Source organism: Aquimarina sp. AU119, assembly GCF_900312735.1.
Lineage (GTDB): Bacteria > Bacteroidota > Bacteroidia > Flavobacteriales > Flavobacteriaceae > Aquimarina > Aquimarina algiphila.
Map to the genome: position 1 here is coordinate 205,066 of NZ_OMPF01000001.1, position 25,765 is coordinate 230,830.

Annotated in this window: 26 protein-coding genes; 8 read left to right on the forward strand and 18 right to left on the reverse strand. The window is 31.4% G+C overall.

Features of this window, described 5'->3' with window-relative positions; genetic code table 11:
* Position 1 precedes the first annotated feature (1 nt).
* From DK442_RS00830 to DK442_RS28740, 3 genes are all read right to left on the reverse strand, one after another.
* Positions 2-754 carry a hypothetical protein gene (locus tag DK442_RS00830; RefSeq protein ID WP_143915661.1) on the reverse strand — a complete coding sequence of 251 codons (753 nt, stop codon included), beginning with the start codon at positions 752-754 and terminating at the stop codon, positions 2-4.
* Complete coding sequence (locus tag DK442_RS00835) at positions 738-1,589, reverse strand: ATP-binding cassette domain-containing protein (protein ID WP_109433948.1); 852 nt, start codon at positions 1,587-1,589, stop codon at positions 738-740. Before DK442_RS00835 ends, DK442_RS00830 begins: the two co-directional genes overlap by 17 nt.
* 194 nt (positions 1,590-1,783) lie before the next feature.
* Positions 1,784-1,912, reverse strand: a complete 129-nt coding sequence (locus DK442_RS28740) for a hypothetical protein (RefSeq protein ID WP_255412198.1) — start codon at positions 1,910-1,912, stop codon at positions 1,784-1,786.
* A gap of 68 nt (positions 1,913-1,980) precedes the next feature.
* Between DK442_RS28740 and DK442_RS00840 the strand changes: the two genes are divergently transcribed.
* From DK442_RS00840 to DK442_RS00870, 7 genes are read left to right on the forward strand one after another with little or no spacing between them, the layout of a single operon-like run.
* Positions 1,981-2,388 carry a response regulator gene (locus DK442_RS00840; protein ID WP_109433949.1) on the forward strand — a complete coding sequence of 136 codons (408 nt, stop codon included), beginning with the start codon at positions 1,981-1,983 and terminating at the stop codon, positions 2,386-2,388.
* A 20-nt stretch (positions 2,389-2,408) separates the two neighbouring features.
* A complete protein-coding gene (locus tag DK442_RS00845) occupies positions 2,409-2,954 on the forward strand; it encodes a heme NO-binding domain-containing protein (protein ID WP_109433950.1) in 546 nt (181 codons plus the stop codon).
* Positions 2,947-4,542 carry a PAS domain S-box protein gene (locus DK442_RS00850; protein ID WP_109433951.1) on the forward strand — a complete coding sequence of 532 codons (1,596 nt, stop codon included), beginning with the start codon at positions 2,947-2,949 and terminating at the stop codon, positions 4,540-4,542. Before DK442_RS00845 ends, DK442_RS00850 begins: the two co-directional genes overlap by 8 nt.
* A gap of 5 nt (positions 4,543-4,547) precedes the next feature.
* Positions 4,548-5,681: an FIST signal transduction protein gene (locus tag DK442_RS00855; RefSeq protein ID WP_109433952.1), complete on the forward strand. Its 1,134-nt coding sequence runs from the start codon at positions 4,548-4,550 to the stop codon at positions 5,679-5,681.
* A gap of 1 nt (position 5,682) precedes the next feature.
* Positions 5,683-6,744: an ATP-binding protein gene (locus tag DK442_RS00860; protein ID WP_109433953.1), complete on the forward strand. Its 1,062-nt coding sequence runs from the start codon at positions 5,683-5,685 to the stop codon at positions 6,742-6,744.
* A gap of 3 nt (positions 6,745-6,747) precedes the next feature.
* Positions 6,748-7,068: an Hpt domain-containing protein gene (locus DK442_RS00865; RefSeq protein ID WP_109433954.1), complete on the forward strand. Its 321-nt coding sequence runs from the start codon at positions 6,748-6,750 to the stop codon at positions 7,066-7,068.
* 13 nt (positions 7,069-7,081) lie between these two features.
* Complete coding sequence (locus DK442_RS00870) at positions 7,082-7,798, forward strand: LytTR family DNA-binding domain-containing protein (protein WP_109433955.1); 717 nt, start codon at positions 7,082-7,084, stop codon at positions 7,796-7,798.
* On the opposite strand, the gene DK442_RS00875 is transcribed toward DK442_RS00870, so the two are convergent.
* Genes DK442_RS00875 through DK442_RS00905 form a run of 7 tightly spaced genes read right to left on the reverse strand, consistent with a single transcriptional unit; the run spans position 7,793 to position 13,356 of the window.
* On the reverse strand, positions 7,793-8,599 hold the full coding sequence (locus tag DK442_RS00875) for a hypothetical protein (RefSeq protein WP_109433956.1): 807 nt from the start codon (positions 8,597-8,599) through the stop codon (positions 7,793-7,795). The genes DK442_RS00870 and DK442_RS00875 overlap by 6 nt on opposite strands.
* The gene (locus DK442_RS00880) at positions 8,596-9,213 is read right to left on the reverse strand and encodes a hypothetical protein (RefSeq protein WP_109433957.1); all 618 of its coding nucleotides are present in this window, start codon (positions 9,211-9,213) and stop codon (positions 8,596-8,598) included. The genes DK442_RS00875 and DK442_RS00880 overlap by 4 nt, the downstream gene beginning before the upstream one ends.
* On the reverse strand, positions 9,210-10,313 hold the full coding sequence (locus tag DK442_RS00885; protein ID WP_109433958.1) for a glycosyltransferase family 4 protein: 1,104 nt from the start codon (positions 10,311-10,313) through the stop codon (positions 9,210-9,212). The genes DK442_RS00880 and DK442_RS00885 overlap by 4 nt, the downstream gene beginning before the upstream one ends.
* Entirely contained in the window at positions 10,314-10,700 is a 387-nt protein-coding gene (locus DK442_RS00890; protein ID WP_109433959.1) for a hypothetical protein, read from the reverse strand.
* A gap of 6 nt (positions 10,701-10,706) precedes the next feature.
* Entirely contained in the window at positions 10,707-11,636 is a 930-nt protein-coding gene (locus DK442_RS00895) for a hypothetical protein (RefSeq protein ID WP_109433960.1), read from the reverse strand.
* Position 11,637: 1 nt separating this feature from the next.
* Positions 11,638-12,789, reverse strand: a complete 1,152-nt coding sequence (locus DK442_RS00900) for a glycosyltransferase family 4 protein (RefSeq protein WP_109433961.1) — start codon at positions 12,787-12,789, stop codon at positions 11,638-11,640.
* Positions 12,790-13,356: a LemA family protein gene (locus DK442_RS00905; RefSeq protein ID WP_235010876.1), complete on the reverse strand. Its 567-nt coding sequence runs from the start codon at positions 13,354-13,356 to the stop codon at positions 12,790-12,792.
* A 300-nt stretch (positions 13,357-13,656) separates the two neighbouring features.
* Between DK442_RS00905 and DK442_RS00910 the strand changes: the two genes are divergently transcribed.
* Positions 13,657-17,667 (forward strand): DUF4114 domain-containing protein, encoded by a 4,011-nt coding sequence (locus DK442_RS00910; protein ID WP_109433962.1) that lies wholly within the window; start codon positions 13,657-13,659, stop codon positions 17,665-17,667.
* A gap of 296 nt (positions 17,668-17,963) precedes the next feature.
* Here the strand turns inward: DK442_RS00910 and DK442_RS00915 are convergent, their stop codons facing one another.
* The 8 genes from DK442_RS00915 to DK442_RS00945 form a co-directional block, all read right to left on the reverse strand.
* The gene (locus DK442_RS00915) at positions 17,964-18,482 is read right to left on the reverse strand and encodes a hypothetical protein (RefSeq protein ID WP_109433963.1); all 519 of its coding nucleotides are present in this window, start codon (positions 18,480-18,482) and stop codon (positions 17,964-17,966) included.
* A 2-nt stretch (positions 18,483-18,484) separates the two neighbouring features.
* Complete coding sequence (locus DK442_RS28745) at positions 18,485-18,610, reverse strand: hypothetical protein (protein ID WP_255412199.1); 126 nt, start codon at positions 18,608-18,610, stop codon at positions 18,485-18,487.
* Between the two features lie 125 nt (positions 18,611-18,735).
* Positions 18,736-19,416 carry a hypothetical protein gene (locus tag DK442_RS00920; RefSeq protein ID WP_109433964.1) on the reverse strand — a complete coding sequence of 227 codons (681 nt, stop codon included), beginning with the start codon at positions 19,414-19,416 and terminating at the stop codon, positions 18,736-18,738.
* A 26-nt stretch (positions 19,417-19,442) separates the two neighbouring features.
* Positions 19,443-20,228, reverse strand: a complete 786-nt coding sequence (locus tag DK442_RS00925; protein ID WP_160113999.1) for a hypothetical protein — start codon at positions 20,226-20,228, stop codon at positions 19,443-19,445.
* A 19-nt stretch (positions 20,229-20,247) separates the two neighbouring features.
* Complete coding sequence (locus tag DK442_RS00930; protein WP_160114000.1) at positions 20,248-20,817, reverse strand: hypothetical protein; 570 nt, start codon at positions 20,815-20,817, stop codon at positions 20,248-20,250.
* A 110-nt stretch (positions 20,818-20,927) separates the two neighbouring features.
* Positions 20,928-21,524: a hypothetical protein gene (locus tag DK442_RS00935; protein ID WP_109433967.1), complete on the reverse strand. Its 597-nt coding sequence runs from the start codon at positions 21,522-21,524 to the stop codon at positions 20,928-20,930.
* A 2-nt stretch (positions 21,525-21,526) separates the two neighbouring features.
* Positions 21,527-23,881 (reverse strand): hypothetical protein, encoded by a 2,355-nt coding sequence (locus DK442_RS00940; RefSeq protein WP_109433968.1) that lies wholly within the window; start codon positions 23,879-23,881, stop codon positions 21,527-21,529.
* A gap of 23 nt (positions 23,882-23,904) precedes the next feature.
* Positions 23,905-25,467 (reverse strand): T9SS type A sorting domain-containing protein, encoded by a 1,563-nt coding sequence (locus DK442_RS00945; protein ID WP_109433969.1) that lies wholly within the window; start codon positions 25,465-25,467, stop codon positions 23,905-23,907.
* Between the last annotated feature and the right edge of the window lie 298 nt (positions 25,468-25,765).

Sequence of the window (25,765 nt, forward strand, 5' to 3'; positions counted from 1 at the left end):
ATCAAACTTCCTTTTCAATTATCTTAAAATATGCAGCCAGAAGCATCACTGGCACCATAATAATCACAAATAAGAATATTCCAATTCCCGAAAAGTCCTCTCTTGCTAGGGAAAATGCATTAGAAACTATCTGATCCTCAGAAAATATATCATATCCAATATTGAATATTGAAAAGAGTATTCCATTAAAAATAAATAGCCCAAAAACAAGCAATACAACAAAGAGCAATGTTTTTATAATTCTATTTTTGGTAAATAGTATGGCTCCCAATAAAAAAGTAGGTTGAATAAAAAAATAGAATGTTACACCTTGCCAATAGCTTTCTGAAAATATTGGTAATAGGTGAAAATTAGTTTCAGAAAACATACTACCCAAAACTATAGCTACTTGCCCTATCAAAAAGCCGAATACTGAAAATAGCAATGTATACAAAGCGCTAGTCGTTAACCATATTGCAGTTACTCTTTCATAAGATGAGATTGGAAGCGAAAAGTAAAAAAGGTTTGATTTCTTATGATGAGCCTCTCTAAAAATGGAGAACGTAAATAATATCCCCAATACAACATAAAACTTCATAAAATTACTTGCAAATTCTTCTTCTGATATTATATGATCTCCTCTTAAATCATATAAAAAAAAGAATAATAAAAGTGCACCAACTACAGACAAGGTTGTAATTATTGTATTTCTAAGTAATACAATATCCCTATAGATAAAATTACCTATTCTTCTAATATTAAACTGCTGAGTCATGATAGGTGTTTTTAATAGCATTACTAATCCGTACAGGCTCATTTAATACCGCATTAAATAAAAGCTCAAGATCAACCTCTGTTTCATCTTTATCCTGACGTGAGAGTATGGTTTTACCTCCAAATGATGCTTCAGAGTAAATAATAGACTCATTGCTATCTCGTCTGGTTTTTCCAAACCATAAGCATTCAGAAATAGTTGAAAGCGGTTGATCAAAAGCAACTTTGGACTGATCCAGAATCACTATATGATTGATTAAACTATGCAAATCCCGAATTTGATGGGTTGAAATCACAACACATTTACCTTGATCTACTACTGAAGCCATAATTTTCCTAAACTGACTTTTTGATGGAATATCCAAACCGTTAGTTGGCTCATCCATCAGTAATAACTTAGTATTTGTAGCAACCCCAAATGCAATCAGTACTTTTTTCTTTTGTCCAAATGAAAGCGTAGATATCTTTTCGTCAGGTGAAAGTTTAAACTCTTTTAACAATTCATAGAATTGCTCTCTCGAAAACTCAGGATAAAAAGGAGAATTTATATGCTCATAACTAGAAATCTTTATTCCCGGTAACTCAAAATCTTCTGGTACGATAAACATATGCTGAAGATACTTTACTGTATTTCTGGACATAGCCTCTCCCATAACATGATATTTACCAGACTTTGGAAACAATAACCCTGCTACAATTTTCATCAAAGTACTTTTTCCTTCTCCATTTTTCCCAAATACTCCATATATATTACCAGGAACAAAATCCAATGAAATATCATCAAGGATTGTTTTTCCCTTTGGGTAATAAAATCTTATGTTTTTAAAATGTATCATGATTAGTGTATTAGTTACCTAGTACACTTCAAAATTATATAAGTAAATCAAATAAACCAAACCTTTTTTCATTTTTTTGATTCGTCGTTAAGAAAAAAGAATAGATCATTCTTCTATTTTCTTAAAAGAATGGCTATCAAAACATTAACTCCTAAAAATCAATCAACATAATAATAATGGTAGTTTGAGAAGGTTTAAGTCTTCTCTATATCTTGATCATTTTGATATCTTGATGAGAAAAAAAATAATTTCCATTCATCTATAGAAAACTCCCATTCATCTACACTAAAAATAGGTTTTGGCGAAAGAAATACTAAATCCATCAATAAAAAGAACATCTTTATTGTTGTTAAAAAACAATTTTTAACTTAACTTAATAAACTGAAACGAAATGGGCTTGAACATTTTATTGATTGACGATGACGAAATAGAACGATTAAAATTTGCACGAGTCTTGCAAAAAAACAATTACCCCCACAACATTATTGAAGCTATTAATGGTGAAGAAGCACTAGATGTTTTAGCTCAAAAAGAGAAACTCCCAGATTTAATTTTTCTGGATTTAAACATGCCAAAAATGAACGGTTTGGAGTTTTTAAAAGAACTAAAGGCAGATGCAACTTTACAATATTTACCTGTAGTCATATTAAGCACTTCTAACAATCATCAAGATCTTAAAGAGGCTTATAGAATTGGTGCTTCAGGATATATTGTCAAACCATTAAAATATGAAGATTATGTACACAAGATCAAATGTCTTATCGAATATTGGACTGTAAATGAGCTTGTAAAAGGATAAACTAAAAACATAATAATTATATGAAGGGTATTGTATTTACTGAATTTTTAGAGTTAGTAGAAGATAAATTCGGACTAGAAGTCGTTGATAAAATCATACAACAATCCAACCTTCCATCTCAAGGAGTCTACACTGCAATCGGCACCTATGATTTCTCTGAAATGTTAGGTTTACTTAAACATTTAAGTGAACATACCCAATTGAGCATAGATGACTTGCTTCTTGTCTATGCAGAACATTTTTTTAGCGTTTTAGCAGGTAGTTATCCCGGTTTGATCGAAAAATACAACGATCCTATAGAACTTTTATCCTCTATCGAGAACCATATACATGTAGAAGTTCGAAAAATATACCCTGACGCCGAACTACCAACCTTTGAAGTATTAGAAAAAACTGACACCAAATTGGTCATGATTTATAAATCAAGTAGAGCCATGTATAGTTTTGGATTGGGGCTAATGAACAAAACTTTTGAACACTTTGACACTACTGCAAAGATTACCTTCGAAAAACTCAAATCAGATGGAACGGAAGTAAAATTTAGCATTGTAAAAACAAATGAGTAATGAAGATGTAGACATACTAAAAAGAGCCCTTCAAAGAGAAAAAGCTGCTAGAAAACAAGCAGAAAATATTCTAGAAGATAAATCACTAGAACTCTACCAAATCACCCAGGAATTAAAAGAGACTAATGAGAAACTAGAGTACCTAGTAGGCAAAAAAGAGTCTGAATTACAAGGTGTTTTTGACAACTTAGTAGACGCCTATGTATTGATGGATATATCAGGCAATGTACTAGAAATGAATCATGCTGCCAATCAATTATTTGGATATGATATCAGTAAGGACACTCTAAATGTCATGACTCTTATCTACAAAGAAGATTATCAATACGCCATGAACTCTTTTCAAGAACTTATCACTAAAGGTTCTTTTTCTAATTACCAAGCCAGAGTATATACAAAAAATAATGGTATTAGAACCGTACATATTAATGCAAGTATAATTAAAGATAAAAACAAAAACCCTATAGGAGCTCAAGGAATTGTAAGAGACATTACTGAAGAACTTCTGCAGAAACAGATATTTGAAGAACAAAAAAAACAATTATCTGTTATTGTCGAGAATTCATCTCTTGGTATTGCGCTTACTCAGGGAGGTAAAATAATTCAAACCAATAAAGCTTTTCAAAATTTACTGGGATATTCTGAAAAAGAACTCGTAAAAAAGGAAGTGAAAGATATTTCTTTAAAAGATGAATATGTTGCTTCTGAAGATAATATGAAACGAGTAAATGATGGAGAGATTGATAGTTTTACAGTAAATAAAAGATATCTCAAAAAAGACGGAAATACACTTTGGGCAAAAACGAATGTAGGCGCTGTTCGTAATCATAATGGAAGTGTAAAATATCAGGTTGCACTAATAGAGGATATTACAGAGCAGTTAGAGTTTGAAAAACAAAGAGAAAAGTTGGTAACCGATCTCGAAAAAACTAACCAAGAGCTTAAAGATTATGCACATATTGTATCTCATGATCTAAAATCACCATTGAGAAGCATTTATGCTCTTGTGAATTGGATTAAGGAAGATTATAGTACTGTCTTTGATAAGAGCGGACTTGATCATCTTTCTATGATAGAAAAAACACTAGAAAAAATGGAAGTCTTAATCAATGATATCCTTAGTTATTCTAGTGTAAGTAATAAAGACAACCTCAAAAGCAAAGACATCGATCTTAATAGACTCATAAATGAAATCAAAAGCATTGTACTAATTCCAGAACACATTGTGGTTTATAGCAAAAAACAGTTACCTATTATATATGGAGATGAGATAAGAATACAACAACTTTTTCAAAACCTAATTGGTAATGCTGTAATTTATATGGATAAAGAAAAAGGGGAAATAGAAATAGACCATAAGGATAAAAAAACGCACCATCTTTTTTCTATAAAAGATAATGGTATTGGAATCAAAAAGGAATATCATGAAAAAATATTCAAAATGTTTGAATCTGTTGGAGATAATGAAAATTCTTCAGGAATAGGACTTGCTATAGTCAAAAAGATAGTGGATTTATATGAAGGAAAGATATGGCTGGAAAGTACTCCTGATATAGGTACTACATTTTACTTTACACTAAAAAAATAAGTCTTATGAAATTTCAACAATTTGAAAAGAAAAAAAACCAAACGTGGACTATTAAAGATCATACGCAACCAAAACTAAAAAAGCCTTTAGTTTTAGTTTTTGGAAATCGATACGCATTAGAAAAAGAGAGTATTTATCAAGAAGTTAAAGATTTATTTCCTGATGGAGAAATCATTTTTGGTTCTACTGCTGGAGAAATCATAGGAGGAAATGTTCTTGATGAATCAATAACATTAACCGCTATAGAATTTGAAAAAAGCACCTATTCAATATTTCGTGAAAACAGTTTGGATAACAACAAAGATGCTATACAAATAGGTCGTAAACTTATTAAAAAAGTTCCCAAACAAGGTTTAAAGCATATTTTCATTGTTTCAGAAGGGAGTTTTATCAATGGCTCTGCTTTGATAGAAGGTCTAGAAACAATGCATGACGAAATTGCTATAACTGGTGGTTTGTGCGGAGATGATTCGAGATTTGAAAAAACCCTTGCTAGTTATAACGAAAACCCAAAAGAAGGTGAAGTTGTGTTAATTGCATTTTATGGGGAGTCTCTAGAAATTAGTTTTGCTCAATATGGTGGCTGGACACCATTTGGACCAGAACGAATTATTACGAAGTCTGAACAAAATATTCTCTACGAATTAGACAATCAACCTGCTTTAGACTTATATAAAAAATATTTAGGCGATAAAGCTGCAGAGCTCCCTCAATCTGCATTACTATACCCTCTTAGTGTAAAATCAAAGGATAAAAAAGAGTCTATTGTAAGGACTATCCTCACCATTAATGAAGAAGCTAATGCTATGATACTAGCTGGTGATGTTCCCGAAGGATCTGTCGTGCAATTGATGATGGCAAATATTGATCATATTGTTGATGGTGCATTAAGAGCAGCAGAAATAGGTATGGAAAACAGAAAAAACAAACCAGAATTAGCATTATTAGTTAGCTGTATAGGTCGAAAATTAGTTATGGATCAACGTGTAGAAGAAGAGATAGAAGAAGTCATGGAGCATATTGGCTCTCAATCTACTATAGCTGGGTTTTATTCTTATGGCGAATTGGCTCCTTTTTCGGGAAACGTAAATTGTGAATTACATAATCAAACTATGACATTAACCCTATTTAGTGAATAATATGCATTCATTATTAGTAAGACAAATTAGAAAATTCTTGAATATCGATCCAGACACCAAAGAGTTTCTGGACATGGAAAAATTCCTTAGTGCTATTGATAAATCTTATCATAATTTTGAAGATCAATTTAGCATGTTGCAAAGAGCTATGTCTATAAGCTCTCAGGAGTTATTTGAGGCTAATCAAAAACTCCAACAAGAAGCAGAACGACAAAAAAAAGTGATTACCAGACTAACCGACGCAACCAAAACTTTACAATTATTAACATTCAAAAAACAAAAAGGAGATCATCAAGGAGAAGAGCTCACCGGAATAGAACTTGCAACATTAATAGAAGAACAAGCAAATCAAATTTCGGAAGTAGAAAAACAGAGAGAATTACTACTCAAAGATCTTGAAAAAAGTAACAAAGAACTTAATGATTATGCGCATGTGGTCTCTCATGATTTAAAATCTCCTCTTAGGAGTATTAATACACTAATTACCTGGATAAAAGAAGACAATCAAGGGAAACTTGAAACCACAACAGAAAATAATCTTAATTTGATTGATCAAAACATTGAAAAAATGGATAATCTAATCAGCGGAATTTTAGAATATTCTGTTATTGATGATAAAGCAAGAAATCTAGAATCTGATATTAATATGATTGATTTAATTGAAGGAATCATAAACTTAATACCGATATCAGATCATATTACTATTAGCATTCCCAATACGCTTCCTATTATACATGCAGATCCCTCTAGAATAAAACAAATATTTCAGAATTTGATTAATAATGCCATACATGCAATTGATAAGGAAAAAGGAGAGATCGAAGTTCTTTTTGAAGAACTTCCTGATTTCTGGAAATTTGGTATTCAAGATAACGGTAAAGGAATTCTTAAAAAATACCATAACAAGATATTTGAAATATTTCAAACTCTTGATGACAAAAAAGTTTCAACAGGTATTGGATTATCGATTGTGAAGAAGATAGTGGAATTTTATAATGGTGAAATCTGGATAGAATCAGAAAAAGGGATTGGTACTACTTTTTATTTTACATTAAAAAAATAAGAAATGAGCGAAATCCCTAACCTTATATATATCAAAGAACTAGCTGCCGGTTCAGCTGTTTTCGAACAAAAGTTAATAGGAATCGTAAAACGAGAATTTCCTGAAGAAAAAAAAGAATTCCTTAACAACTATACAACAAATGCTTATAGTAAAGCAGCAGAAAATGTACATAAACTAAAACACAAAATTGGTATGTTTGGATATGAAGAAGGTTACCAGACTGCAATAAATTTTGAAGAGGGACTAAAAGATAATGATCCTTCATTATATTCAAAATTTATGTTAATTTTAGAATCCATAGAACAATTTCTTAAAACTATTTAAAAATCAAAATCATATGAATTGTATTATTATTGATGATGAAGAAACTGCAAGAGCTATTATTCAACAACTTTGTTCGCAAGTTGATGAATTACATGTAATTCAGGATTTTCCTAATGCAATTCAGGCTATAAAATTTTTAAATAAAGAAGAAGTTGATCTTATATTTCTGGATATCCACATGCCTGATTTTACCGGTTTTGATTTTATTGATACACTAAAAAACCCTCCAAAAATTATTTTAACGACCTCTGACAAGAATTTTGCTCTAGAAGCTTTTGAATATGACTGTATTGTAGATTATTTGGTAAAACCAATAACGTTACCTCGTTTTCTTAAAGCAATTCAAAAAGCTGAAAACGCTACTGTTTCGGCAAAAGTTGAAACAAAAACGGAGTCTTCTTTAAACCCTACTTCTGAAGAAAATGAACTCTATATTAATATCGATAGAAGATTAATTAAAATTAATATTCCCACTATTAATGTAATTGAGGCAAAAGGAGATTATATCCTAATTAAAACTGAAAAACAGAATTATACGGTTCATTCTACATTAAAAAAGATTGAAGAAAAATTACCTGATGACCTTTTTTTAAAAGTACATCGTTCCTACATTATCAATATCAAAAAAATCATTGATATAGAAGATAATAGTGTCCTTATTGCTAAAGATGTAATCCCAGTAAGTCGATCAAATCGACCTGAACTCATGAGAAGATTAAACTTGTTATAATGGATTGTATTTTTTTCTTTTAAATTGATCGTCAAACCTTCTTTTAAAGGGTAAAAAATGTTGTTTTTGACGATAGTCTTGTGTTGCAAAAAAAGTATTAAATCCACAAGCTGTAAAAATTTTTACAGAACGTTCAAGTAAAGGTAGAATTGGTTTTTCAGAAAAAATAAAAGTCACATCTTCTTCATCAAATTCAGTTATTTTACTGAATGTTTGAATATAAATATGTTCATTGTTTTTTTGATATAACTGCGCCAGTTTATACAATTGAATCACTTCTTCTTTAGGTTCAGAATGAATAATAAAAAAGAATGGTTCTTTTAATGGTAGTTTTTGTTTTGAATATTCAAAACCTTCCTGAATAGATAGGTATATCAGATTTGAACACTTATAATAATCAAGCTCAATTCCCTTTTCTAGTAAAATTAAATCGTCATAATGAGGACAACTATATTTATCAAAATAAGATGTTTTAAGAATACGAGTTACTATTGTTTTTTTTACATTAACTCTATCTAGAATACTAAGTTCTCCATAAAAACCACATGGAAAAACATCAACTACAAGTTCATAGATAGCATACTTTTCAATACATCGAATAAGTGTACTAAAAAACAACTCATGATCCTTAAAAAAAGAATCTGGATAACACATCATTTTTATTTCTTGCGGAAGAAATTTTTTATGCTGCGAATTGGTTAGAATAATACAAGATGAAAGTTCTATTTTTCTAATCTTGATATAACTAAGTATTCTATTAAGGTGTCCTAATCCAGATCCATATACATAAAATAAGATCATTGTAGCTGTGACAACAATTCTGCAAGAATGAATATTTTTTGATCTTCTGGGATTTCTTTTATAGCCAAAATGGCGTATGCATAGCTATCCTGATCAGAAGACAATTGGTATAGCGCTTCATCATTGATAATAACCGAGGAAGAACCTAATTGGATAGCGTACAGCTCTTCTTCATTACGCTTTATTTTGATTTTATCTTCGTATCTCTTGATTTCAAAAGCATTTTCATTTTCTTCATTGTTTGATATCTTAATTTTATCTGGATATATTTTAATTTTCCATAATAACTCTGAATTTTTATCTCTTAATTTAAAACCTTCACTTTTAAACTTAACTTCATACACCATTGACCCGTTGGTATAAAACTTATGCTTATCAGGTTTGTTCTTGCTTGTATGCTTATTTCCTCCTGCATAAATCGTTAAGGGATCCAGAGTAAATCCTCCTATTTTTTCTCCTGTTGTTGTCGAAATAACCATTTGAGCATCAACATTAGTTGTTTCTACAACATGGTTTGCTTCGGTCTCTTTTGATGTATTATTTTCGGTATTTGTTTTACAGCTACTTGCGATTAACAATAAGCAAAGTAATGCTACAGTATATATCTTTTTCATAATTGCAGTTTAGTTAAATAATTTATGATCTCTTTTTCTTCGGTATATTCATTGTTTATTTTGTTAAATAAACGATTAGAAATTTCAGCTTTTGCTTCTGAATCTAATTTATGTACTTTCATGAGCACTTCTAGAAGACTCGAAGGTTGTAATGGATTAAATAAAAAGCCATCTTTTTCATGCTCGATTACATCTTTTATGCCTCCAACTCTTGAGGCAATAACCACATTTTTTGAAGCTCCCGCTTCTAATAATACATTTGGCATTCCATCATAAAAAGAAGGGATTAAAATAATATCTGCCGCATGATAAAAGATTATTAATTTATTTTTATTTACAAATGAAAAAAAACATACTTTAATATCGAGTTGATTAATGTATTCCTTGACAGACTCTTCTATATCACCAACCATCCAAATTTCATATTCTTCTTTATTACTAAAAGAAGAAAAAGTAGTTGAAAATTCTAATATCCCCTTTTTGGCTTTTAATTGTCCAACGATAACAATTCGTTTTCTTTCCTCAGAATTCTTTTTTAATGCATCAATCTGTATTAATTGACTATTACCAGGTTCCCATAGTTTACAATTAATCCCATTATGCGTAAAATACACATTTGGATGTTGTATTAGTTTAACAATTTTATCTCTTTTCTCATCGGTAACTGTGAAAATAAATTTAGATTGTTTTAATGTATATAACAAAGCTTCGCGTCTCTTAGAAAAAATTGCTTCATCAAAATCATTACCTCTAATTAGAGTAATTAATGGTTTATCTATCCATTTTGAAATAATTGGTCCTAAAACAATAGGCAGATGTCCGCCAAACGCAACAACATATTTTATATCACTTAATATGGATAATCCTTCTATAAATTGAGAAGCTAGATTAAGCGTAAACTCTTCTGAATTATAAACTGGTACCGCAGAATAACTTCCTTGTACAGCAGCTTCTGTGTAAAACTTTTTTCTTCTATTTGTAAAGTGAATGACGTGAACATCTACCTTATGCTTTCTGAAATTACGAATTAATCGATCGCAAGATTCTGCCATCCCTCCTTTGCTAGGGTGATAATGTTGAGTAATAAAAAGAAGGCTCATTTAGCTATCAAAATAAGAAGTTCCATCATCGGTATCATCATAATTATCATAATAGTCATCAACCATAAATAGTCCTCCATAATCCTCTGCAATAAAGGTCATATACTCATATTCTTTATGAAAACGTTCTATCATTTTTCTACGCCACACATATCGGTCTTTCGAGTATAACTCAATATCTTTGGTTAATCTTGTGTCTTGCTCTGTAAAACACGTTAAACATAAGTTTTGTGCTCCTATCTCTGCATTAGTATTCTCTAAAGGCTTAAATGCATGAATATTACATATGGGTTTATCACATCTTTTACAATTATGAACCATTGTTGTATCACATGCTCGTAAAACAAATAACCCGATAGTCTCTTCGCAATTTTTTCTTTCTTCCATATAGGTTTACACTCTTGGAGTTACACAACTATAACTTACGTTTATCAAATTAATTAATTCTAAAGCAAAATAATCAGAAGAAAACATCTCTATAGAGCTTGATGAATACGGTTGATATTTTTCTGGGTGTTCATTTTTAATATCAAATTTTCTAGTGGTTTTAACAATATAAAAGTCTGTGTCTTCTGCTAACTGTATATTAGACTTATCCACCTCTTTTTTAAGTATATATTTTGTTTTTGGAATTTTCATTTTTAATACAAAAGGATATACCGATTTATACTTCCGTTTTGTTTTTCGTTTACCACTTACACTCCCTCTTTTGGTAATAATACGATTTCTTAATCGTTCTGTAAAATTAAAGGAAAGCATGCATCCGTCACTTAAAAAGCAAGATCCTTTACTAATCTCTTTTTCATAATAATAATTACTTCCCGAAATGAACCCAGAAGTGTTTGCCTCATGTTTTTCTTGTTTTACCAAATTTGTGGATTGCATTGTGTTTTTTACATTAGCTTCTAACGAAATTCTGGATTGAGGTTGTAAATCCTCTTCTATTAATGTAAAAAAAGCAGAAAAATAATCTGAAAAAAAATCAAACCCGTCTGTATATTTTTTCCTAAACTTACTATTAACATTTACAGTAAGTAGTATTCCACCACCTATGCTCGCTATAATCAATATGACTACGGGAAAATAATAAAAATAATTAATTATAAACCCAAGAACAATTAATGATACTGCCCCAATCCATATTTTTTTAATTTCTTTTTTCTTTTTATTATTTGCATGTTCTCTTTGTAATACACAAGCTCTAAAAAAACGAATCCATTTTAATGGTGTCTTTTTTGATGTAAAGCCCCTATGTAAATGTGCTCTTTCTATAGGAGCTCCACTAAATTGTTCGGCAGTTAAAACAGATCCTTGTTTATTCATATTAATTTCTTAAATCCTCATACACTTGGTTTAACTTTTTTACTTGTATTTGCCAGGTAAACTCCTCTTTCATTTTCTTTAATGCTCTATCTGACAAAGCTATACGCTCTTCTGGAGTATCCAGTAAAAAACGGATACATCGAGCTAGATCTAACTCCCTGTCTGGTTCTACTAACATCGCTTCTTTGTCAGATACAAGTTCTCTTACTACAGGTAAATCTGATGCTACAATCGTAGTTCCGCAAGCCATAGATTCTAATATTTTTAAAGGATTACAGCCTTGAATAATATTTCTATTGCATGCTTTTAAAGGGGCTATTGATAATTTTGCGAAATGTATATAATTATAAAGTTCTTCTCTTTGTAATTTTGACTTTACTATAACGCGTTCGTTAATTTCTAATTTTTCTATTAGTTTTTGTAATGGTTTAAACGCTTTTTCTTTTACAGATGAGCAAATCACTAATTTTAAATCTTCGTAGTCCTGTAAAAAAGTCATCGCTTTTAAAAGCACTTCTATTCCCTGCCATCGTTGTAAAGCTCCAAAATAAATGATATAGTTATCTGGAGCGTCATTTGGTCTTTCAAAAGACTCAGGAATATATGCTCCGTTAGGAATCACTTTAATCTTATCTTCAAGAACATTATACTCAGACACTAACAGCTTTTTTGTTGTATATGAAGGTGTAATAATGACATCTGAATTTGTGAGACATTTTTGTTCTAAAAACCTAAGTTTACTTAGAAAATCATCTGTAAGATTGGGGTATCGATAAGGCAATTCTATTGAAGTAAGTGCATTAACTTCAAAAACTGACTTGATATTTTTATGAGCTATGATTCCCATACCACTCCATATATCTCTGAAATGGGCTATTTCTATATTATTTTTATTTCTTTCAATTTCTAAAAATATTTCTTCAGAGAACAGAGAGGCTTTTTCTAAATAATTTAATCTTTCATTAGAATAGTACCTCTTGATTAAGATATTTTCGTGCTTTTGTACTGCGGGAAGCTTATCATTTCCCCTTAGACATAATAATCTAAGTTCATCCCCATGTGTCGATAACTCAGATATCATTTCTTTTATATGTGTAGATGATCCTTTAGAACTAGGAAATACATCATAAGCAGCATAAACATTTAACATCATCTAAAAAGATACTTTTGTTGGCTCTCGCTGTGATGTTTCCTTGATTTCAAAAAAAGTTCCCTTATTAAAGTTGAACATATTTGAAATAATATTAGAAGGAAAACTTTCTATTGCTATATTATTCTCTTTTACGGTACCGTTATAATATCGACGAGCCATCTCAATCTCTTCTTCAATAGCACTTAATTCATTTTGCATTTCGATAAAATTCTGATTTGCTTTTAATTCTGGATAATTTTCTGCAATTGCAAAAAGATTCATCATAGAATTTTTTAGTGCATTTTCTGCATTACCCTGATCAGATACCGTATTAGCATTCTGAACTAAGTTTCTCGACGCAGTAACGTTTTCAAAAAGCTCTTTTTCATGACTTGCATACCCTTTAACGGTTTCCATCAAATTAGGTATTAAGTCATTTCTTTTTTTTAGAAAAACATCAATACTACTCCATCCTTCTTCCATAAGGTTCTTTTTAGTAACTAAACTATTATAAATAGAAATCCCTGCCAAAAACAACAGGATAACACCACCTAAAACAATAAAAACAATAATCATAATTCCACTCATAGCTAAAACAAAATTTAGTCATAAAAAATTTAAATTGACCATACTATATAGATCGTCATTTTTTTCATGATTTGTTAAAAATAGAAATAAATATTGACAGATGATTATATAATGGTCTCAGAATAGTATAAAAATAATCTGAAACAATACTCTTATCAATCTGTACAATAATACTATAGACAGATACAACCTGATACAAAATCCATTCACCTACAGTAAATTACCTCTGATCGAATAACTCCATGATCAGGCACAAGTATAGATTAATTTTAACCATCTGAAAACTTAAACTATACCGCTATGAAAAAAATTATTACTCTTTTGATTTTATGTTTTGGAGCATTGGGCTTTGCTCAACAGCCTTTTGATTGTAACGAAGGTAATTTCTATCAGGTTATTTCTGGTGTAATGAAAGCTTATGATCCTATCACAGGTTCATATTCTGATGCTTTACATACCTATTCCTCCTATAATGCAGGAGGATATAATGTAGTAGATAATTATTTATATGCTATTAAAAATAGTGATAAACACCTTTTAAGAATCGCCAAAGATATGGTTATCGACTTGGGTGCAGTAACACCGTCAGGAACTACAGCTTTTGGAGGAGGATATGCAGCAGATGTAGATACAGATGGTAATCTTTGGGTTTTTCAGAACAATAATAAAAAATCATTTCATAAAATAACAAACCTAAAAGATTACAATGGTTCTTCATCTCCGGTATTTGAGGTGATCGAGGCTGATGTAGCCTCTCCCAGTACATGTGCGGATATTGCATTTATCAACGGAAACATTTATGGAGGTAGTAGAGGAAAGCTATACAAATGGGATCTTTCATCTGGTACACCTGTATTTTCTAGTAAGACTGTTAGTAATCTTCCAAGAGGTACTTTTGGTGCTGCCTATGCAGATGCTAACAACAGATTATACTTATCTGATAATAATGGCGGGTTATACTTAATAAATGATTATGAGGGTAACACCCCAACGGCTACGTTACTTAACCTTACAGAAACTACAAATTCTAATGACGGATTTAAATGTGCTAGTGGCATCTCTCCTTTAGACAAAGATCAAGATGGTATTTTGGATTCTATGGATGCAGATTGTGATGGCGACGGTATAGCTAACACCATAGAATGCAACGGACTAGATCCTTATGGAGATGATGACGGTGATGATATGTATAACTATTTGGATAACGATATAAGTGGTAATGGAGACAATGTGGTACAAGACGCCTTTGATAGAGATGGTGATGGCAATCCAGATTTCTTAGATATTGATTCAGATAATGATGGGATCTATGATATTGTAGAAGCTGGTCAAGGAGATAAAGACACTAATAACGACGGAATTTATAATGGATCTGACACTAATTTTCAGGATACAGATAATGACGGTATAGCTGATTCTTTTGATCCTGATCAAACAGGTACTACTTTTATTCCTTTAGATACAGATAACGACAACATCTATGATTGTTATGATATTGATTCTGATAATGATGGAATTGTAGATATTATAGAAGGACAAGAAAGTAATGCATACATTGGTCTTTCTAATATTGATGAGGATAAAGATGGGTTAGATGATGCTTTTGATACTGATTTTGGCGGAACAACAAACGGAACGGTAAATACAGATGGTACAGATGGGTATGATCATTTGGATACTGATTCTGATAATAACGGTATTTTAGACAGCACAGAAGCTTATGATAGTGATGGTGATGGAGTGGCAGAAACAACCCCTTCTGGAATAGATAACGATAATGATGGGTTAGATGATAGTTTTGACTTAAGAAAAAGTAGTTTTGCTCCTGAAAATGGAGGACAAAGCCCAGACAGTTTCCCAATTCCTGAAATTTGTGACAGATACAATTACTTAGGAGATTTTTCTTCTGATGGTACCCCATTATACTTTGACGAAAAAGACGTAGTGAGTCAGGAAACTATAGATATGATTAATGATGCTTTACCAGAAGGATACCCTGTACCAGATTTTAATCCACATTATATTTCTTCAGGCTATGATACCGATGTTGTTGTTCAAGAACAAGCTGATATTTGGGTAACTTTTGTAGGAGAAGGAGCAGGATATAAAAACACTTTAGGTTTCTATACCTATGACATTAATAATCCATCACCATCTATGCCTGTTCCAGAAGATATTACTATTATTTTCCCTAATGTATCTGCTGTTGGAAGTGGAGGCGGATTAGAAGTTGGTGATAAAGTAAATATTGGAAGCTTTCCTCCTAACACAGGAATAGGGTGGGTATTACTAGCCAATGCTTGGTCTGATGGTTGTGTAGGAACAGGAAACTGGCAATTACATTCTAATCCTGATTATAATCCAGAAACCGATCCAGAATTAAGATATCACAATGTATTATTATCTGATCCAGAAAATGAAAGAATCATATTAGGTTTTGAAGATATCAGAAGAGATTATGCTTCTTGCGATCAGGATTTTAATGATGCTTTATTCTATATCACAGCTAGTCCATACACTGCCATAGTTACCGATAATTATGTTGATATTGATACTGCTACTGATGTAACTTCTGCTAATGATGGTGGGTTAGAAAGTAACGGAGATTTAGCAAACCTAATTGCAAAACGTAACTTTACAAGAACAAAGACAAATTCAATTTTTAATACTAAAAAATCACAAAAAAGATTTCAACCAGGAAAAAAATCATATACATCTGGTAACAAGGATGATTTAAGTATATATTTCCCAAAAACAGGAATATTTGGCACAGAAACTACGTATGTATCTAGCCCAGAAGATCTAATTTCTATCACCAACGCAAATGCAATTTTCTCTGTAGATTATTATAAAGGAAGTAAAAGAGTAGCAGCTGCATTAGCTACCTCGACAAAGGGTTCTATTTATGATCATTCAAAAACGATATGTGATCGATTAAATGGTTCTAAATTATTAGATGTACGAACGGTAAAAATAAAAAATCATACCATCGTAAGTACTAGAATTGAAAGAGCTACTGGAGAAATTGAATATGCCTTGACGTTCTCTATCAAGAAAGGTGATTCTGAAAATGAAATCTATAGCTTATGGAACATCGGAAACTATCCTGAAGGCGATTATACAAACTTCCAGGTATGGGGAGGATCAGTATCACAGGTAGCCAATATAGCCAATCATATCTTAAATTCGTTTACAACAGACAAACCATTAAGAAGTCATAAAGTGAGTCATCGAGTACCAACCGTATTTGTAGAAAAAGGATCTTACACTAATGGTAAATTGACGTTAAATATTATTAACAAACATGGTTCAAACCATATCAACTTTAATGGAAACGTAAGAAAAACAGAACAATCCCCAGAAGAAAACATTACAAAAACAATCACATTATCCGGAGTGTATCACGAGCAGGTAACTATAGATACAGGATATCTGTTTGATATAGGATTCTCGATTACAGGAGAAAACTCTCCACAATTAGATGCATTGTATTTGGCCGATGGACCATGGGGTATCGACTACTTACAACAAGGGGTTACTATTGATACTTTTGAAGTAATAGAACATGATAAAGAAACCAAAGAGAATACATATATCGTAGAGCGTAATAGTATTGTAAAGGGTAATGTAAAAGAAACATTAAACCTATTCAGAAATATTTTAGCTGGTGAACTTACATTAGATATATCTGATTATGACGCGCTGCAATTCGAAATGTTTAATGATAAAGATGTCGAAGTGATATTGGTAACAGAAGGTCTTACCAACTGGAATAATAGACTTAGATATAAAATTTACGCAGCTTCAGAAAAAAAGACACATACAATCTCGTTCTCTGACTTTACCAATGGTAGTAAAGAAAATGAAACTTTTCAAAAAGTAAGAAGTGTAGTATTCTCTATACAGGGAGATTATCAAAACTTTGCACCATTTCATGTAGAAGTTTCAGATTTAGCATTTACAAGTACCAAAAGTATAAGTCCAGAAATTGATCCAGAAACTCCAGATGCTGGAGATGATGAAAATGATGAAGTGGCACAAGTAATGGATGAACAACCTGAGACCATCAGATTAATGAATTATCCTAACCCATTTAATAATCAAACTACGATCACAGTACCAGGTGTACATAATGAATTAGAAATGACAGTTATTGATATTATAGGAAGAACCGTTAGACAAGAACGTATAGTTCCTAATCAAAACACAATAACTTTTGAAACCAGAGATCTTATTCCCGGAGTATACTATTATACTATAAGAGGTAATAATAAAGAAAGATATAAAGGTAATTTTTTAATACGATACTAATATCAGGTTGGTTTCAGATTTGGGTAATAGCGAGAATAGTCTTATGATTATTCTCGTTATTTTTTTAATCCCATTATCTTTTTATTAAAAATAGGGTTCTTCATAAAATACCATTTTAATCTAAAACCAAGTTCTACGAAGTCTCCTCACTTTGTAGCATACATCAACAATAAAACTCCGCGAAGCCGGGAGGTTTTGCGGAGCTGGTGCATTTTTAATCTTTAGCACCTGTTTTTGATAACGTTCATTATTAAAAAAACCGCCACATATACGTGACGGTTTTATGATTTGGAATTCTAATACGTTGCGATGATTTTTTTGTCTTCTAAAGCCCATTTATCCTTCTCCTTATTGAAGATATAAATCCTTTCGTCACCTATAGCTTTACCTCCTTCATGTTTCTTACTTCTTATAGAAGTAGACGATAATACAACTTTTTTAGAGTTTGATAGAGATATAATTTTAGAGAAAAAGTATACCATATAATTTCCGTTTTCTCTAATTCTATCATCACTTAATAACACTTCTACTTGTTTTTTTAGTTTAGCACAAGGTTTATAATCTTCATTATCTATTGATTTTGTAAACCGTTCTATTTCATCTTTACTAAAAAGTTTCATTTCTATAATAGAATTTACAACAAACTCACTTGGTTTGTAACCAATATCAATTTCTGCCGCTTTATTCTTGAATAGCTTTGAATCCTCAAAAGCGAATTTGTAAAGATTCTCGTAACAAGGTTTTAACTCGTCTTGTGCTTTAGTTAGACTTATACTAAAAACTAATGTCGCTAAAAATAAAATTGTTTTTTTCATAATTACCAGTTCCCAATATTTCTAAATATTATTCCAACATTACTTCTCCAAACCGTTTCACCAAATACAGTTTCTTCAAAAAGGATGCCAGCCAGTTCTAAGAAGTCTCCTGACTTTGTAGTATACATCAAAAAAAAATCCGCGAAGTCGGGAGACTTTGCGGAGCTAGAGGCAAGTCTTGGTTGTTAATTTCATAGATGTAAAGTGTTAAAACTAAGCCCTGAAATCAAGGCTTAGTTTATGATTTATTCTATTATTTAGACCTGATTGTTGGTCTAAATTCTTTATTGTTTCTTTTAAGAATAATTTTATCATCTTTTTCTATAATCTTATAACTCCACAATTCATCAATGATATTGCATCCATGAGATGTGTCTAAGTTTACAACAATATTATAATCAGCGTTATAGTTAAGATAAAAATCATACTGTTCATATCCAATAACATACACATTGCATTTTTTTGGCACAAGAGACTTTTTAACTTTAAAATTAACGACACCATCAACTCCTACTGTTTTAACAACTCCACTACCTAAGTCAATATTCGTACTAGGAATTACTTCATTCTCCTTATTAACTACCTTAATACTAACATATATAGAGTCAGAAGTGTTTTTTTTTCGTTCTATATTGTGATAATTTCCGTAACTTTCTTTTGTTAAATCAAAGTGTAATCGTAATGAGTTTTTATTGATTTCATAATGACCAACTCCATAATCAGAGCCAACATCGCCAAATCGACAATGCCCTTTGTATATGAATTTATTATTTTCTAAAAAAGTAATACAATTATCAACTTTTTGTCCTTTAAAATTCATGCAATACGTTCCCTTTAAATTTTGAGAAAACGATGTAAACGACAACAAAGTTAAAAACACTAAACATTTAAGGGCATTTTTCCCCTCTTGCAGCTGATTTTGCGAGTCTTTCATTTTTTATTATTTTCCTGCTTTTAAAACTACAAGTCAAAATTGGATATAAAACCGGGATGGCTTTTTTCTGGTGGATAAAAATAAAGCGGCAGTATTATTTTTGTCTTTTTTGGAATTTTCAATATCGACCTATAATTATATACTTTTACATTATCCTCCAGACATTTCATTAATTGTTCTTGAATTTCTAAATTATCAAAATTCTTTATTGAATGGACTTTTTCTATAGACAAGTCTTTGTTAATTGTTACTTCGTAAAGAGCAAATCTATCATTTTTAATTTGTACGCCTCTAAATTGTTTTAAACATTCAGAACTAACGCCTACTTTTAAATTATATTCATTCTTGAGATTGAGCTTTTGATTTTTGAGATAATGTAAAACTTGTGTTTGTAACTCTATAGAGCGTTTATGATTTTCATGTGCATTTGGGAACATCTCTTTATTAAATCTTTGATCAATTTGTTGCGCTCCAGAACAATAATTAAAAACAAGCTGTCCTTTTTTATTGTAATCTGCAAAAATTAACCATGTAGAATTTTCCGGAGTTAAAAAGGAACAAGAAGAACCTAATGCACTAAATATTCTTAAAGAAGTGGTATTTTTTCCTTTATACAAGTCAAGTATTTCAACTTCAATGTTATGATAATCATTTGATTTATTGTCTTTTGTCACCTTCAAAATTTTCGCACTAGCTACAAAATCACTAAAAATGAATCGATTAATAAGGCGCGGTGGCTCACAATCACAAGAGAACAAAAAATTTGAAAAGAATAAAAATGTGATTACCGTTACTATCTGAATTGTTTTCATATCTATAGGTTTTAAGTTACTAATTTGTAGGACAAGTCTTGGTTGTAGCATGAAAATACTCTTGAGTAGCGTCTATTAATTTTTGTTGTTCTACAGCTCCTAAATCAATCCACGCTTGTACATTGTGATTTCTTAAACCACTCCAAGCTAAACCTTGATAAAAATCATCCAAAGAAATTGTTCCATTATTAGTTAGATAATTATAATCGCCAACTAATACGTTTTTATGAAATTCCTTTAGGGTGTTTGCAATTTGATTAACATATAATTTTGCCATTGTTTGATGTTGTGGTTTTGGCTCAAATTTAGTGTTGTCAAAATCATAATAAATTGAAAGAAAATCAGAAACATCTTGTTGGTCGTGTATTGATGTATCTTCGATTTTTCTATACATATCTGCGTGTATATATTCATGAATTATTGTTCTTGCAACACTTAATGCTGAACGAGATGCTGCGCTTTTTGTACTTATTTCAATTACAATTATTCCGTCTTTTGGAGGCGAAGTATTTCCATTTACTTGATCCCCATCCTTACCTGTTAATGTAGGTACAGAGATAATCTTAAGTCCTAAGACCATCTCATCCAAAACCCATATAATATTCTAAGGGATACTTGCTATTATTTAACTCCCTAATAGCTTTTATCTAGACAAAGTAAACCCCATAATGAAATCATTATGGGGCTGACCTTATCCAATTATGATATTGAGAAAGTATCAGTTTCTTTTATCTGCCAGATTCCATCTTTTTTTTCTAAAAAAATTATTGAAGAACTGCCACTTAAATAACCTCTTGTTGAACTTAATATTAAAACTGCTTTACTGAAGTCATCATCGAATGATATATTTGAAAAATAAATAAGTATATCATAATTTTTATCTATATATCTTTTGTCTGATTTTAATAATAAAGTGTCAATGGTATTTAATCGACATGATATTGATGTTTTGATTTTCAAAGTATCAATCAGCTTTTCTTCTTTGAGTTTATTTAATTGTTCTAATAGTACATTGAACTTTTCTCCATAATTATCTTTCTTTACAAATTTTCGTTTTACTTTCTTAAAGACTGGATGGAGAGCAATATCCTGACTTCTAGTCATAATAGAATCAATTTGCTTATTTGTGAAATAAGCTTTTTGACCTTCAGGAGGAGGAGGAGGTTTTATAGGGCCGCCAACTTCATCAATAAGTAGTGATACAATTTGGTAAGTGTTTTTTTCTCTCTTTTCTTTATTCGATTCGCAAGAAGAAAAAAGAATAACACATCCAATTATTAAAAATACAATTCTCATAATCAATTACAGTTATTAGGGTTAAAATTGGTGTTGTCATTAACGATTGCTTGTAAACGATAGAACTCATTGCTTTCTTCTGTAGATAGGGTTCCTTGATAATCATAGGCTCTAAGACCATCCCATCCAAAGCCCATATAATAGTCTAAAGGATACTTGTTATTATCTAACTCCCTAATAGCCTTAGCCATAGGTGTTACATAGTTTTCTGTCATATATGTATGCTGAGCCATATCATTCATTGTACTTAAATCTGTCTGGAAGTTTCTATATAAATCAAATAACCTTTTTCTTTCATTTGGATTAACATTTCCTTGATTAGCTTCATTTACGAATCTAAATAATTCGGCGTGTATACCTTCATGTAATAATAGTGCTGCTGCATTTAATGATTGAACATTTGTATTTTCCAGTTTTACAACTAGAATATTTGAACTTTCTAATAATTCATCATCAGTACATGCTTGATCAGTAGTAGTACACTCACCTACTCTAAAGTACAATTTATATTTAGGATCATCAATAAATGAGCCAATAGTTGTTCTAAAAAGGTTACCATTACGTTTTTTTAATTCACTATAAACACAATATGCATTTGTTGATAAAAAAGAGGAGTCTAAAATCACTTCATCAACAAAATCCACATTTCCTCCATTTCTTAAAACATCATAAGCCTCGTTTGCAAAAGCAATACTATTTGCAGAAAAATTATTTGCAGTTAAATAATCAAAAATTAAGCCAGTTTCCGTTGGCATATTAATCAACTCGTTTTGTTGCGCAGGATTTAAATTAAGGGCTTGAGAAATATCATACACTTTCTTTCTAAAAGCAAAGTCAAAAGTTTCACCTCTGGCTGTTGCTAAGGCTCCTTCAACCGCATAAGGAATTTGTAACATTGAGGGGAAACTTAAACCATTTGCCCATAAAACACTTCCAACATTATCTTTAAAGTTTACCCAATATGTAGCTTCTCTTAATGTGAAATATTGTTCTTCTATGAGAAAATCAAATAATAAAGCGGTGTCTTCATAACTAAGTATGCCTTGCATATTGATACCATTATCAGACGCTATTTCTTGTATAAATTGACCTACTAGATTAGGTTTTACATTTGTCCTGTCAAGAACCTCAAGCATTTTAGCTAAACCATAATATTCTCTATTGGATGTTAAGCTTCTTTTGATATTAAAAGCGAGGTCTTGGTTTGATGCTGTTTGAAAATTAACAGGTGTTACAGAATTATATGTATAATTAGCATGAGGAAAAGGGGTATCAGAATTAACTGCATTTAATAAACTCTCGGATAAGTTTAAAGAGTTTTCTTTATAGCCTTGATATCCTAAATAATCTTTAACTCTTTTTCTTATATCGGGTTGACCATTAAAAAAATTAATTAAGTTACCACCAAAACCATTTATCGCATAATTAAACAATACTTCGTCGTCCGAAGGTGTGTTTCCAAAGACAGGAGGAGAATAACCTACTTGTGTTGGTTGTGCGCTTGCGCCTGTTCTTGCAAAAAGTGTCTGTAAGTTTTGTGATTCAGTGCCTTCTTCCGTTAAACTATAATCGTCAGCTTCATTAAAAAAAACAAGTGGATTCCCTTCAAAATCTGTTAAATTTTTTGGTGCATCATCAACCCCTGTTGCATTACGAATCATATAGGTAGTCATAAAACGAATAGCGGGTTCATAATCTAAATGATTATAATGTACAACAAGACTACCCGCCAAAAAGTTAGATATGTACCCGTCAGATTGCATACGTAATAAACGACTATTACGAACACCAAATCTATTCGCTGCCTCGCGTTGACTATTTCTAACCCCTAACTGCTCGTTATACAAAGAATTCACTTCATTGTCTGTTATGTCTTTAAGGTATCTGTTGCGAAATTTTAAGTCTCCATAATTACCATTTCTTTTTCTGATATCTAATATACTTACAGCAGCAGTAGAAGTTTGTAATGTCGCCTCATTATAGTTTTCTATTGAAGCTATACTCGCTGATAATCTAGAGACATAATTTAAGGCAAGTTGATTGGTTTCAACACGTTTAAAATAGTTCCTTTGAACATCTGTAAAACTTTCAGTGGGTAAGCCACTCATAGCTGTTTTTAACAAGCCTTCCTGACCACGCAACCATTCTTCTTTTGTGTTATTTATGGGTATGGCAAGATTAAAGGCATTAAAATGAAATAATTGAGTACAAAGGCAGCCACTAGTTTCACTACTTTTTTCTTCACAATCGAGACAACTTTCTGTACCGTCATTAGAATATTGTTCTATTTGTGCGTATGTAGCGTTTGATATTAGGCAGACCATACCTAATACTAATATTTTATATATAAATTTCATAATTATTATCTTGTATGGTTAGCTTATTCTTTAATTACAGTTTTAGTAAAATACTGCCCGTTTATCCTCATTTGCACAATGTATGTACCACTAGGTAGAGCACTACTATCTATAGTTGTAGATTGTAAGCTACTATTCGAGTTGTTTTGACTAGGTAAGCTCAAACGTTGTTGTCCGAATAAATCATAAATAGAAATCTGCACTTCTGCTTCTTTATCTAAAGAATAGGTAATGTTAAATTGATTCCCAATAGGGTTAGGTGCTATAGTAGCAAAGTTTTTATCCAGTTCTAAAGGTGTTGATGTTTTTATGTCTGTTTCTGCAATAGCAGCTATTGGGGTAATAGGTGTTTCTTGCGGGTATAAAACAAACCTAATAGGAGTATGTATTCTTTCTTTAAACTCTACAATTTCACTAGATGTAGTCATTTTAACGATTAGTGCTTCTTTTTGGTTAATTGTTTCTTGTTTAAAAAGCAAACTATTAGTTTTATAGGTAAGTGTGTTTTTGTCTGGATGGTCTTGTAATAGGTTTTTTAATGGCGGTACTATCAAAAATTTACCACCTCCTATATTCATTACAAGCTCACTTCCGTGATTAGTGCTTTTTCGAAGGGTTGCATTTACAACTTTTCTTTGATCTTCTATATCTAGCGAAAGAGTAATGTCCTTATGTGTGCCATAATCTTCTTTTGTTGTTATAGATGCTTTGACAGGGACATATTGTTTTACACCAGATGCCGTCCAGTCATAAATTATAAGATGACCATTAAAAATAGTGTTTCCATCCTTAATAACCGTAATGTCATTGTTGTTTGAGTTGTAATTTTCTAAAGAGGCTAAACGTTCCTCTGCTGAAATCGGAATCCATTCATTGTTTTGACTTTGCAACGTTTGAGCTAATGTCGTGCTGTTAAGAATATCATTATCCGTTAAGATTTGTAAAGCTTTTGTTTTGTCCTCTGGAGTACCATAACCAAAATGATGCATGATAGCTAACCAGTGTTTTGCCATTGGATGATTACTCGCTTCAAAGTGGGCTTTAGCTTTATTTATTTGGCTGACGTTTGTAAAATCCTCGTATGAAGTTAAGTTTTTAAGGCTTAAATACCCTAAAATATAATGTACTATGTCTTTTTTATAATCTTGAGCTAACAAAGGCTCAAGATTGTTAGCTATACTTACTGTGTTTACATCGTGTCCTCCTATGTACTTTCTAGTTAATAAATTAATACTATGGGTAAGTACTGCCGGAGGGTATTGGTTATATGATGCCCTAGAAAGGTGCAAAAAAGATAGTTCACGGATACTACCAAAAACTATAGCGTGATCTCCTTTTTTAAGATGAAGTAACCCTTTAGCATAACCAGATGCGGGACTAAGCCTTCCGTAGCCACTCTCTGCACATGGAGTAATAAAACTAATAAGCTCGTCAATAAACGGAGCAGGGTAATCTTTAAAACTATTTTTTAGCTCTAATACGGTTTCTGCTTTTTGATCACATTCGGTTTTTGTGAGTTGCGCAAACGTAGGTTGCGTAAAAGTTAGGGCAAGGCATAACAAGCCCCATATAATGGATTTGTTCATTTGTAATAATTTAAATGGTTATTAATTACACTTCGACAATGCCTGTCCTGAGCTTGTCGAAGGGCTCAGTGTGACATAAAGTATTCAAACCAAACATTGAGCCTTGATTTTACAAATACCTTATATCGAACTTGCATTATTTTTATATTGGGGTAACATCAGACCTAAAGTCACAATAAGGTCTGTTAAAGGAGAAACTCCTTTATGATCAACAACTTGAATACAGCGCTATACTCTTATTGTTTTTTTCTATGTTATGATTTATTATGTGATTCTTCTAATGAGTGTAATAGGGTAT